This is a genomic window from Gracilibacillus sp. YIM 98692 (genome assembly GCF_010993965.1).
Taxonomy (GTDB): domain Bacteria; phylum Bacillota; class Bacilli; order Bacillales; family Amphibacillaceae; genus Gracilibacillus.
Genome location: NZ_WIXM01000001.1, coordinates 281,989 through 294,127 on the forward strand (window position 1 = coordinate 281,989; position 12,139 = coordinate 294,127).

The window sequence follows — 12,139 nt, forward strand, 5'->3', positions numbered from 1 at the left end:
TCAAAATGTAATAGAAAGGATTTTAACTTATGATCATTCAATGCACGAAAAAATTGTTAGATCAATTAAAAAAGAAGCCGGAAATGGTTGAGGAAGAGGATCCTCTTATTTCTTGGCATGCGAACTTTTTAACTTTGAATCGAAGGAAAACCGTTGTACTCGTGAACGATAAGAATCGATACACGATTGTTTTGCATGGACTTAAGGCTAAGGATTTTAAAAACATGGATAAAATCATCTTACAATCGATCCGGAATACTTTCGAACATGAATGTATAAGAAACGATGTCATAAAGCAGTTCATCCATTCTAGCAATACTATTGCTTATACAAAAACAAAAAACAAGAAATTAGTTGCACGAATGAACAAAGCCTGCGAAACATTGTATTTCTTTGGGAGAATGCTGGATCCTAATACCATTTATCAACCTGACTTGAGCCTTGAGATCAGTCGAGACTTAGTCGGTGATGGAAAGAACGACTATTTCCATCCAAACGAAGAGATGTACAAAGACTTGGAGAAATTCACTGCATTCACTGGTACCTCCATTTTGCAAACAAAAGCGATAGAGATGATGATCACTTTACGCCTGGAGAATTTCAAAGTGTACAGGAAATTAATCGTTCCGATGCATTTCACTTTCCATCAATTACATAAGGCGATTCAGACTGCATTTGGTTGGCAGAATTCCCACCTTCATGAATTTTATATTTTTGATAGCAAAAAATCTAATCAGCCCTTTCTTCCTAATCATCCAGCATATGACGGAGAAAGATATAAACCCATTATAAATCTCGTGTGTAATGAGGAGGCATTTAGCTACGGGGATGATGCTATACCGATGAAAATGGATGACACAATCAAGCTGTCTGAATACATGCCAGCTAAAGCAACATATATTTATGATTTTGGTGACGACTGGATACATGATATAGAAGTAGAGCGGGTGATGGAGGATTACGATAGGAACACCCCTATCTGCTTGGAAGGTGAAGGAAACACCCCGCCAGAGGATGTAGGTGGAGAAATTGGATATGAGAATTTCCTTGAAATTATGGCTGATGAAAATCATCCGGATCATAAGCACATGCGCAGTTGGAGCAGTGGACAATTGCATCAAAATTTCGATATAGAGATGGTTAATAGAATGTTGAAATATATGTGAATGAATCAAGGGGAACGAGGAGTAGTTTAGTGCATGATTATTCGATCTAGGGGTATGTATAAAGTATGCAAATGAGATGCATGGAGCATCTTATTTGTCAAACTTCTTTTTTAATTCTATCTTCCCTGTTTCCGTGTTTCCATTAAAACCTTATTGTGTTTTATTTAAACGACGCTGAAAGTAATTAAAGATTGGAAATGGGATGATAATCCAACCAAGACTTTTTCGCTCTTCCTAATACTCTTTCTCTTTCAGATTCAATCATTGCATTATAATTTGCCCTTAATTCTTCTTATTCCGCTAACGTTATAAAAGAAACTACCCTTCCACCAATGGTCATCATTAATGTAGCGAATAACATCAAATAAATATACACCCTTAATCATTGAATCTTTTCCCCCCTCTATTCGATTCACTTTTGCCCCCTATAATAAAGACAATTAGTACTAAAAAAAATCGGGATGAATGATAGCACAATTTCCCCCCCCTCCTCATTTACTATAGTCGTAATAACCCTACTATTGATTACAAATATACGTACTTAGGTTCGGAATGAGCGAATTTATCAACTCCTTAAATTCCCTTTGGTCAATGAATAATCCCTGCCCTTTCAGGGGCAATGTTTGGCTATGCTAAAGCCAATAATAAACGTGCCGTGATCGACGTATTTTAGAGGGTGCAGTTTCACTCTACACTCCCCCCCCCATTTTTCTACTTTACAGTATATCTCGTATTGTTTAAATAGCGTCCAATTAGTAAACACTTATCATATGATTGTTTATTCAGCTTGGAGTGGAATGGAAAAATGAGAATTCACAGATGGTACAAAAAAAAGAAAAAAAATGATAATCAACAAAAAGACAACATTAATCCCGAAGTAGATGATTCATTAGAAAGTCTTATTAAACAAATGAAGGTATCTAATGACTTTATCTACTTTAAAAATGATCAATCCCCTCAACCAATACATTTGTATTATTTCATGTCATTGGTTGATTCTGAAATTATCCACAGGGATATTTTACCATACTTAAATCGTGAATCATTGACATCATTACAGAAGCTTAAACAGGAACTTCCGATAGAAAATATTGAGATTACAAGTGATGTAAATAAAATTGAGCAGAAAGTGCTTAGAGGATCAATCATTATTCAATTGGATAAAAGTAGTACAGAAGTTGCATTAATACGTGCAGAATTAAATAAAGCGCGAGAAGTTTCCCTTCCTGAAGTAGAGTTTAGTGTTGTTGGTCCAAAGGAGTCGTTTGTAGAATCCCTTGATACGAATTTAAACCTTATTCGTAAAAGACTCCCCATACCTGAACTGCAAATAGCTGAATATTCTGTTGGGAAATTATCAAAAACAAGAGTGGCGGTTGTTTCTATTGAAGGAATCACCAATGAAGAAAATGTAAATACAGTAAAGCAACGGATTCAAGCAATAGAATTTGATACGATTAATGACAGTTCTTATATTGTGCAATTAATTACGGACAATAAAAATTCTCCTTTTCCACAATTAATTGATACAGAAAGGCCAGATAGAATTGCGTCTGTATTAGCGGAAGGAAAGGTTGCCATATTAGTAGATGGTGCACCTCACGGAATATTGGGTCCAACGACTTTTATAGAATTTTTCTCAGCATTTGAGGATTATTTTTTAAATTGGATCACAGCTTCCTTCTTCCGATTAATTCGATTATTTGCTGTTATATTCTCCATATTAATTACACCCATATACGTTGCCGTTCTGACGTATCATTATGAATTAATTCCAAAGGACTTAGTTAGTATTTTAGTCATATCAAGACGAGAGATTCCTCTTCCACCAATATTAGAGGCCATATTTTTGGAGATAGCTATTGAATTATTACGTGAGGCCGGAGCCCGACTCCCTACAAAGGTTGGTCAGACAATCGGTATCGTGGGAGGTATTGTTATTGGAACAGCATCTGTAGAAGCTGGTCTTACTAGTAATGTGCTGTTAATTATCGTTGCACTTGCTGCTTTAGCATCATTTACTACACCTGTATACAAAATGGGTAATACTATTCGTCTCATTCGTTTCCCGTTTTTAATTTTCGCTCATTTTTGGGGGTTATTAGGTGTTGCTATATGCTTTTGTTTTACTATTACCCATTTATTAAAATTAACGTCGCTCGGCAGGCCTTTTTTAGAGCCAATATTTCCTCCAAGAATTTCAGATTTAAAGGACGCCGTCATACGCTTGCCCTTTAATTTTCAGGCCAAGCGACCTATTCAGTTACAAACAGAAGATACCATGAGATTTAAACAAAATAAAGCAAAAGATAAAAGAGAAATCGATGAATAGGAGATTCTTATGAAAGCGATGCAAAGAAAAGTAAATGAAAGGTACATGATAACCGCTTCTCTTGTCTTTTTCTTAATTCACTCTATGCAAATCGGTATTGGAATTTTAAGTTATCAACAAGACATTGTAAAATCTGCTGGAAATGACTCATGGATAGCCGTGATTTTTGCAGGACTGATCGTTCATATCATTATATGGATGATGTACAAAATTTTAAAAAATGGAAAAGGAGACCTTATCACAATCCATTATGATTTGTTTGGAAAGTGGCTAGGCGGAATCTTTAGTTTAATATGGATTATCTACTATTGGGCAATTGGGCTTGTTGTCATTCGATCTTATTTAGAAGTTGTACAAGTTTGGATGTTCCCAGATATCAGTATATGGCAATTTAGCCTGATATTTCTTTCTTTAGTCTATTATTTACTTATTGGTGGTTTTCGCGTTGTAACTGGAATATGTTTTTTAGGCGTTGTCATACCTGCTTATTTATTACTAACACTTATCTTTCCAATAGAGTTCACAGAATTCAGAAATTTATTGCCAATTTGGAATCACTCTTTGAAAGACATCTCATTGGCAACAAAAGATATGACACTAAGTTATTTAGGTTTGAGCACGCTGTTAATGTTCTATCCTTATTTAAAAAATCCGGAAAGGTCACAGAAATGGGCTCATGGAGGAAATTTACTTACAATGCTGCTGTATGCAGGATTAATGATATTATCTATAGCATATTTTGGACAAGGATATCTAAGCAGAATTATTTGGCCTACATTAACGATGTGGAAAATCGTAGAATTGCCATTTGTCGAGCGGTTTGAGTATGTCGGTATTTCATCATGGGCCCTTATTATTTTACCAAACATCTGCTTATCATTTTGGGCAGCTTCTAGAGGAGTACGACAGCTATTAAGATTTAGTCAAAGAAAAGCATTAATTGGCATGCTACTTATGACATGGATTATTATTTATTTTTTGCAGGAACGTCAACAGATAGAAATGTTAAGTTCTTATGTTTCTATGACAGGTTTTTATCTAATTGTTATATACTTACCCTTGCTATTTGTATTTTCATATCTTCGCTTACTTAGGAGATGAATAAATGAAGCGCATTTTATTATTGATTGTAATTTGTTTATTAGGTGTATTATCAGCATGTGTTCAAAAACAAATTTTGGATGATGTTCAGTTAGTTACTGCTATTGGATATGAATTAACAAATGAAAATGAGCTTAAAGCTACAGCAGTCACGCCAATATACAAGCCTGATAAAACAATAATTAGTGACATATTCACAGAAACAGGCCCTTTAAGTAAAGAAATACGGAAACAATTAAATATGCAATCATCAAGGCCGTTTGTAAGTGGAAAAATAGAAATTGGATTATATAGCAAGGATCTTGCACAAAAAGGGATGCTAGATTTACTTGATACCTTTTATAGAGATCCTGCCGTTGGTTCAAGAGCTTATCTAGCAATTGTTGATGGTAACATGCAATCTTTATTAGAAAAGCAATATGGGCAGCAAGATAATGGCATATATTTATCACATATGTTTGAACAAAATATTGATACCGGTTCTCTCCCAAGAACAAATTTGAATCAATTCTTATCTGCTTATTATTCGCAAGGGATAGATCCTTTTATACCCATAGTAAAACAAGAAAATGGGCAAGTGAAACTTGATGGTCACGCTCTGTTTCGTGGAGATAAAATGGTTGGAGAACTCTCTGCAAAAAACATGTTTATCTTTAAAGTATTAATGGATAAATATACAAAGCAAGACTCTACAGCAGTTAAGTTGACGGAAACTAACCAAAGAGAAGGGGAGTATGTTTCTGTATTAAAAATAAGGGCTAAACGAGTTTATAAAATAGAGAATACTACTGAAGTTCCTAAAATCACAATAAATGTAAAAATAGAGGGTAATGTAGAGGAATACTCTGAAGGGCAACAGATTGATAAAAAAATAATCAAAACAGCACAAAAAAGTATGCAATCTCAAGTAAAAAAACAAGCTGATGATATGATAAGTATGTTCCAAGAGTTAAGAATTGACCCTATTGGAATAGGGGGACAAGTCAGGAGTCGGCAAAGAAATTGGGATGAAAATCATTGGCTGGATGTTTATCCCAATGCTGACATAAACGTAGATGTACAAGTGAGTCTAACTGAAACCGGTATAGTGGAATAAGTTATCAAAACCAATTTACACCCTGCTTAGCTTGATTAATCAGTTAAATATAATATTAGACAAAACTCGGATTCAGCTTATTCTGTAAAAGTAGGAGTTGAGCCATAATGTACTTAATTGTAAGGAAAGTAAAAGGGAAAGCAGAAATCCTAAAAGACTCTAACAGCACTTCTAATAAAATCTTCCATAATTTTTCCAGCGCAAATACCTTCGAGAAAAAACTAAACTTTCATACCCATTCACATAAAAGATGGTGGGTAAAGGAAAAGCCGTTTCCTTTTTTTGAAGAAAACGGCTTTTTGTGTTTGAAATGATTTATTTAATAATCGAAATGCTTCGGGCCTTCTAACAAAATACAAAATTAACTTGATCTGTTACTCAACTCTAATTTGTTCAACGTGTTCTACCTATGATTTAATTTGCGGTCCTGCTTTTTTTATTTCTGGCTCTACATTAGAAAAGCGTTCGAAATTGGAAATAAACCTTTCTGCTAACTCTTGTGCTTTTTTGTCATAAGCATTTTTGTTTTCCCATGTATGACGAGGGTTTAATATTTCTGTCGGAACCCCTGCTATCGTTTCTGGAATAAACAAACCGAAATGAGAATCTTGATTGTAGTTCACTTTCTCCAAATCACCATTAATTGCTGCTCGAACCATGGTACGAGTGTATGCTAATTTTATTCTTTCACCGACTCCATATGCACCGCCGGACCATCCTGTATTGACAAGATAAACACGTACATCATGGTCATCAATTTTTTTACCAAGTAACTCCGCATATACATTAGGGTCAAGCGGTAGGAACGGCTCACCAAAACAAGTGGAAAAGGTAGCTTCCGGTTCGGTAATGCCCCTCTCCGTACCAGCAAGTTTCGATGTATACCCGCTCAAGAAATGATACATAGCCTGTTCTTTTGTTAGCTTTGATATCGGAGGAAGTACACCGAACGCATCTGCTGTAAGCAATATAATGACTTTTGGATGACCAGCTATACTAGGTGTAACTGCTCCCGAGATTTTTTCAATCGAATAAGCAACTCGAGTGTTTTCTGTATGCGTATTATCATTAAATTTTAATGATCGTGTGTCTTCATCAATCGCTACATTCTCTAATACGGAACCGTATTGAATGGCGTTCCATATTTGTGGTTCTTTTTCTTGGGATAATCCGATACATTTCGCATAACAGCCGCCTTCAAAGTTAAAGACACCATTATCTGACCAACCATGCTCATCATCACCAATCAGCTTCCGTTCGGGGTCTGCTGACAGTGTCGTTTTTCCTGTTCCAGATAAACCAAAAAACAAAGCCACATCATCAGGACTGTCACCCATATTAGCCGAACAATGCATTGGCAATATGCCTTCAAATGGCAGTAAATAATTAAGAACGCTGAATACAGATTTTTTCATTTCACCTGCATAAGCTGTCCCGCCAATTAACACCATTCTTCTTTCAAATGAAACAGCAATGAATGTCTCTGAGTTAAGGTCATCTGCAATTGGATCTGCTTTTAAGCCAGGCAAGCAAACCACCTCAAAATCGGGTTTATGATTCTCAGAATCTATCACATTTTGATCTATAAATAATTGTTTTACAAACAAATTATGCCAAGCAAATTCATTGATAACCCGGATGGAGAGTTGGTGGTTTGGATCAGCACCGGCTACTCCATCAAACGTAAATATCTCTCGTTCAGACATGTATTCTAACGCTCTTTGGTAAAGCGAATCAAACGTTTGCTGAGACATCGGCTGGTTGATTTTCCCCCACTTCACCTTTTCCTTTGTCGATGAATCTTTCACAATATATTTATCTTTTGGTGACCTGCCGGTAAATTCCCCTGTATAGGCATGCAGTGCTCCTTGTTCTGTAAGCATTGCTTCCTTACGTGTTACAGCCATTTCGATTAACTGGGATACGGGTAAGTTTTGGTGTACCTTTCTAGAGTAAAGCGTATCTACTTTATTAAGCACTTTCACTATTCTCATTCCTTTCATTCTCAAGTTTCATACAAGTCGGACTACAAAAAGCATAAAAGGTGGTTACTTTTATCGAAGGGACTATATCAATGACGCTTTCACAGTGTATACAAATAACAATACCCATATCAGGAAGACTTTTGTAATTTCTCATTTTCAATCATCCTCGCCTTCATATAATGAGATAACTCCGCTACTCGACACGTATAGGCCCATTCGTTATCGTACCAGGCTAATACTTTTATTTGATCTCCCATTACCTCAAGCGATAGACCATCAACTGTCGCTGATTGTGAACTACCAATATAATCGACAGAAACAAGTGGCTCATTTGTACTACCGACTATTTTGTTCATTTCTCCCTCGCTAGCTGATTCAAATGCTGCTCTCACTTCATCTGCGGTATACTCATCATCTACCTGTACAGTCAAATCAGCTAAAGATACATCTTGTGTTGGTACGCGAACAGCTGTACCTTCCATTTTCGACGCTAAATGTGGCAGCACATCTTTAAGTGCTTTTCCGACCCCTGTCGTTGTTGGAACAATGGATTGTGTAGAGGCTCGTGCTCTACGCAAATCTTTATGAGGATTGTCTAAAGGCTTTTGGTCAGATGTTATCGAGTGAATACTAGTTACCCAGCCTTTCTGTATATGAAATCTGTCATCTAAAACCTTTAATACAGGAGCAACGCAATTCGTTGTACAGGATGCAGCAGATATATATGTGTGCTTTTCTGGATTATATAATTGCTCGTTCACTCCCATCACTACGGTTAAATCGAGATCTTTTCCTGGTGCCGTAACAATTACAGAGGTTGCTCCTGCATGAATGTGCCCAGAAGCGCTTTGCTTATCTCTGAACTTCCCTGTTGCATCGATAGCCAAGTCTACACCAAGTTTTCCCCATGGAATATTAGCAGGCTCACGATGATAAACAACATGGATGACGTTTCCATTAATGCGAAGTTCATTAGCTGAAGCAGAAATATCGGCATCCCATTTTCCATGTACAGAATCATACTTGAGTAAATGTGCGATTGTTTCTGCTGAATAAACACTGTTAATTGCCTTTAGAGATGTACGCATCCCCTCTTCAGTCATCATCTTTCTTATTAACAATCTTCCAATTCTCCCCGTACCACTTACTCCAATTCCTATTTCCACTTCATCGCCTCCCGAAATATAATGCAACACATACAATTAATGTTGTATTATATGTTACGCTATTTATTGTAAAAAGTGTACATTATAAAACTAATTAAACTAAAATAAGTCATTCATTCCTTTTTTAAACAAACAATGGAATGAGCAGGCCAGCGATTAATAAAATTAGTGCTCCACCTAATCGTGAAGAAATCTGTGCAAATGGCATAAGCTCCATTCGTTTTGCTGCAGAAAGCACTGCAACATCACCTGTACCTCCCATGTTTGCCATGCAGAGGCCAGCAGTAATTGCTGCTTCAATTGGATAGAAACCAACAAGTTTACCTAATAACGCCGCACCCATGATAGCTCCTAGTACCACACCAAATACAATGAGAGCATACTGTAAGGTCAACGCTTCTAATACTGTTCCTAAATCGGTATAAGCAACACCAATCCCAAATAGCAAAGCTAATGTCCAATTTTTTGCTACAAACTGATACCATTGACTGGCACCATCGACAACCTGTGTTGGAATGATGTTTGCAATCTTAGTAATAGCTACAAGAATAATCATAATCGCGTATGGATGTAATGGAATCACAGCGCCTAATAACGTACCAACCGCAAAAAATGTTAGAGCTGCAAGTAAGCCGGCACCCATTTTCTGAATATCGTATTTTAGTTCTGGCTTTTCATATGTGAACCCTTTAACTAATTGACCGTTACCAGTCAGTGATGGATAGACCTTACCGATTTTATCTAAAAGACTAGCTAATACAATGGCGAATACATTTCCAAGTGCTAGTGCTGGCACGAGCATCGAAATGTAATAACTTGGATCATTTCCTAGTAATTCAGAATAAACCTGACTCATAGGAACAGCGCCGGCACCCATTCCTCCACCCATAATGGGCATTGCAATAACTAATACAGCCTCTTGAAGTGTGAAACCAACAATGGAGCCAATTATTCCAGTGAGTGCGATTGCACCAAGGACAGCTCCTCCAATTGGAAGAAAATAGCGTAAGCCAACCTTGACTAATATTTTGGAGTTCATTCCTAAAATACTGCCGGTAATTAATGCTGCAATATAAAAGTTTAGAAAACCACCTGTTTTCATAAAGTCTGTAATAGAAGTTGTGATAGTTTCCGGTAGTAGTCCGCTATATACCATGTAAGCGGAACCAAAAATAGCAAGTATAGCCCCTCCACCAAGATAGGTTTTTACGATCGGTAAACGATCCCCTAACCATCCAAACAACTCTCCTAATACAACCATGACCAGTAAGCTACCAATCATTCCCCCTGGCAGATTTCCGGTGTACATACTTGTTAAAGTAACCGCAGCAAAAATAGCAAACCAAATAACTGGTATATTAAAAATTGAAATTTTAGATTTAGAAAAAAGATATTGTACATTTGCAGGATTATCATTTTCAAAAATTGCTTCTTGTGAATAGCCTTTTGATAATTCTTTCATGAAATTTCCTCCTCTTATAAATTTTGTTTATCTATTATCTCACCCTCCTCTGAAATCGTTTACAACTTTATTCGAACTCATCTTATTACTTATTTCCACCCCTTTAAAGTTTATAAAATTAATGAATTTTTTTTGTAATTAATGAAATCAAGTGATTAATTGGCAGTAAAAAAATGACTCTAAAGCAAATCGCTTTTGAGTCATTTTAAATAGGCATTTACTATGTCACTATTTCCTTTGTATGAGCAATGATAAACCTTGCTGTATATTCCATAATTCATGCGCATTAATTTTGACCAATAAAACCCATCGCAAATACTCTGAACTCATATATAATGCTAGGCTTAAGTAACGATAAATGGATAGTTACAGGTAGCACAAGAATTGTGAGGACATCTGTTCCTTCATTTACATGACGATTTCGCTTTTTCCTTTATTCATTCCTCAACGACTTTTTCCACAAAGTCGGTATTCTGTTAAGTGCCAAATTAATTCGGACTAGTCTTGAGTTTGGCACTTATCAGCGCTATAAGTACAATTTTGTTCTTGTAGTTATTAATTTTGGTACTTAATTGTGCTTTAAATACTATTTTGACAAAGTACTTTTTTTATTTTGGTACTTATTCTTGTGATAAGTATCATTTTTGTTATAACCTGTATTGATTTAGGATTTAATTGTGCCTATCACAACTCGAAATATATCTAAATTAACAAAATACGGAAAATGGCAGACATCATCAGAGGAAAAAGTCGGCCCCGCCTATACTTTTAACTCTTGATAACATGCAGAAAAAAGAGTGACCTGATCGATAACCCTCCCAGCTTGGTGCAATTTCACCATTGCTCGAAAAAGCACTTGATGAACGGACCCACTCCAAGCCCGAGAAGAGATTTACCAGTACATTATGCAAGATTGAATCATGAAATTGGATTATATTCAGAAGATAGAGCAAATATTATGATTAAGCATGTTGGGATGGAGGAACCGCCACGAGCATTTGATAGAGGTGATCTTGCAAAAAAGAATAATTAAAACAGATAAAGAGAGACTTCCATCAGTGGAGGTTTCTTCCCCCCACTATACTTCTTTTATTATTCTAAGTCTTGAAGGCGGGGCCTTACTGTTAAATCATTTCTTTGTATCTTCTAAAAACTCACTAATGGCAATCAATGCATCTTTATCATCATCACCTTTGGTCGTAATCTTAACTTCCGAGCCTTTGTGAAGGTTAAGTGAAAGTAATCCCAAAATACTTTTCACATCAATATTATAATGTTTGGATTGCAGTTTGATGTCGCTTTCAAAATTTTTCGCTAAATTTGTAAGATCTCCAATAACTTTTGAACTCAACAATCTATTTACCGTTAGTTCTTTAACGTACATATCATCATCTCCTTATTTTCTATTTTATTTCAGATGATCACGCTTTCCAAATGTTATTGTTTTGGTGCTTTGCGCTCTGGACGACGTTGTTTACGTTCGCTTACATTTTCGCTTGCTTCAATTTCAATTTTTTATCATATTCCCCCATCTTCTGGCCCAGCTTTCTAACCTAGCGGCAAAAGATATCCTTTTATGTTTACTTAAAATAAAAAAGCGTGGTACCTTTACCAACTCATTGCTGGCGGGTACCGCGCTTATTATTTTCATTTACTGCTCTTTTTATTAATACTGGTTCGTTCGCTAGTCTGTATAAAGTGAGACTGTTCCGATTCCGATCTCGTAATTTGTCCAATCATGGTCTAGTAGTTCACGTGATAAATCGCCGTCCCACCAGATAGCAGAGTTCGCAGGTGGAATATTCGTACCAATCTGCTCACCATTCTGACC

The 12,139-nt window shown here is 36.3% G+C and carries 10 protein-coding genes and 1 pseudogene; 5 read left to right on the top strand and 6 right to left on the bottom strand.

The window, feature by feature from the left end; translation table 11 throughout:
• Positions 1 to 29: 29 nt before the first annotated feature.
• The 4 genes from GHD00_RS01215 to GHD00_RS01230 all read left to right on the top strand — a co-directional run bounded on the left by GHD00_RS01215 (position 30) and on the right by GHD00_RS01230 (position 5,695).
• Entirely contained in the window at positions 30 to 1,166 is a 1,137-nt protein-coding gene (locus GHD00_RS01215) for a plasmid pRiA4b ORF-3 family protein (RefSeq protein WP_163536265.1), read from the top strand.
• Positions 1,167 to 1,971: 805 nt separating this feature from the next.
• Entirely contained in the window at positions 1,972 to 3,498 is a 1,527-nt protein-coding gene (locus tag GHD00_RS01220) for a spore germination protein (RefSeq protein ID WP_163536266.1), read from the top strand.
• A gap of 9 nt (positions 3,499 to 3,507) precedes the next feature.
• Complete coding sequence (locus tag GHD00_RS01225) at positions 3,508 to 4,599, top strand: GerAB/ArcD/ProY family transporter (RefSeq protein ID WP_240468555.1); 1,092 nt, start codon at positions 3,508 to 3,510, stop codon at positions 4,597 to 4,599.
• A 4-nt stretch (positions 4,600 to 4,603) separates the two neighbouring features.
• Complete coding sequence (locus GHD00_RS01230) at positions 4,604 to 5,695, top strand: Ger(x)C family spore germination protein (protein ID WP_163536267.1); 1,092 nt, start codon at positions 4,604 to 4,606, stop codon at positions 5,693 to 5,695.
• 407 nt (positions 5,696 to 6,102) lie between these two features.
• On the opposite strand, the gene pckA is transcribed toward GHD00_RS01230, so the two are convergent.
• The 4 genes from pckA to GHD00_RS21390 form a co-directional block, all read right to left on the bottom strand.
• A complete protein-coding gene (gene pckA / locus GHD00_RS01235) occupies positions 6,103 to 7,689 on the bottom strand; it encodes a phosphoenolpyruvate carboxykinase (ATP) (protein ID WP_163536268.1) in 1,587 nt (528 codons plus the stop codon).
• 119 nt (positions 7,690 to 7,808) lie between these two features.
• Complete coding sequence (gene gap, locus GHD00_RS01245) at positions 7,809 to 8,846, bottom strand: type I glyceraldehyde-3-phosphate dehydrogenase (RefSeq protein ID WP_163536269.1); 1,038 nt, start codon at positions 8,844 to 8,846, stop codon at positions 7,809 to 7,811.
• Between the two features lie 124 nt (positions 8,847 to 8,970).
• Entirely contained in the window at positions 8,971 to 10,308 is a 1,338-nt protein-coding gene (locus tag GHD00_RS01250) for a 2-hydroxycarboxylate transporter family protein (RefSeq protein ID WP_163536270.1), read from the bottom strand.
• A gap of 760 nt (positions 10,309 to 11,068) precedes the next feature.
• On the bottom strand, positions 11,069 to 11,149 hold the full coding sequence (locus tag GHD00_RS21390) for a hypothetical protein (protein ID WP_481810370.1): 81 nt from the start codon (positions 11,147 to 11,149) through the stop codon (positions 11,069 to 11,071).
• Positions 11,150 to 11,167: 18 nt separating this feature from the next.
• Between GHD00_RS21390 and GHD00_RS01260 the strand changes: the two genes are divergently transcribed.
• Positions 11,168 to 11,341, top strand: coding sequence for a YvdQ family spore coat protein (locus GHD00_RS01260; protein WP_163536272.1), 174 nt, complete (start codon positions 11,168 to 11,170; stop codon positions 11,339 to 11,341).
• A gap of 96 nt (positions 11,342 to 11,437) precedes the next feature.
• Here GHD00_RS01260 and GHD00_RS01265 read toward each other — a convergent pair whose 3' ends face one another.
• Both GHD00_RS01265 and GHD00_RS21335 read right to left on the bottom strand, forming a co-directional pair.
• Entirely contained in the window at positions 11,438 to 11,692 is a 255-nt protein-coding gene (locus GHD00_RS01265) for an HPr family phosphocarrier protein (protein WP_163536273.1), read from the bottom strand.
• Between the two features lie 300 nt (positions 11,693 to 11,992).
• Positions 11,993 to 12,124, bottom strand: a pseudogene (locus tag GHD00_RS21335) (hypothetical protein); the annotation flags it as partial.
• Between the last annotated feature and the right edge of the window lie 15 nt (positions 12,125 to 12,139).

Excerpts from the sequence above, each read along its gene's own strand:
- GHD00_RS01215 (WP_163536265.1), top strand. The coding sequence starts at position 30 with ATGATCATTCAATGCACGAAAAAATTGTTAGATCAATTAAAAAAGAAG.
- GHD00_RS01220 (WP_163536266.1), top strand. The coding sequence starts at position 1,972 with ATGAGAATTCACAGATGGTACAAAAAAAAGAAAAAAAATGATAATCAA.
- GHD00_RS01225 (WP_240468555.1), top strand. The coding sequence starts at position 3,508 with ATGAAAGCGATGCAAAGAAAAGTAAATGAAAGGTACATGATAACCGCT.
- GHD00_RS01230 (WP_163536267.1), top strand. The coding sequence starts at position 4,604 with ATGAAGCGCATTTTATTATTGATTGTAATTTGTTTATTAGGTGTATTA.
- pckA (WP_163536268.1), bottom strand. The coding sequence starts at position 7,689 with ATGAGAATAGTGAAAGTGCTTAATAAAGTAGATACGCTTTACTCTAGA.
- GHD00_RS01250 (WP_163536270.1), bottom strand. The coding sequence starts at position 10,308 with ATGAAAGAATTATCAAAAGGCTATTCACAAGAAGCAATTTTTGAAAAT.
- GHD00_RS21390 (WP_481810370.1), bottom strand. The coding sequence starts at position 11,149 with ATGGTGAAATTGCACCAAGCTGGGAGGGTTATCGATCAGGTCACTCTT.
- GHD00_RS01260 (WP_163536272.1), top strand. The coding sequence starts at position 11,168 with ATGAACGGACCCACTCCAAGCCCGAGAAGAGATTTACCAGTACATTAT.
- GHD00_RS01265 (WP_163536273.1), bottom strand. The coding sequence starts at position 11,692 with ATGTACGTTAAAGAACTAACGGTAAATAGATTGTTGAGTTCAAAAGTT.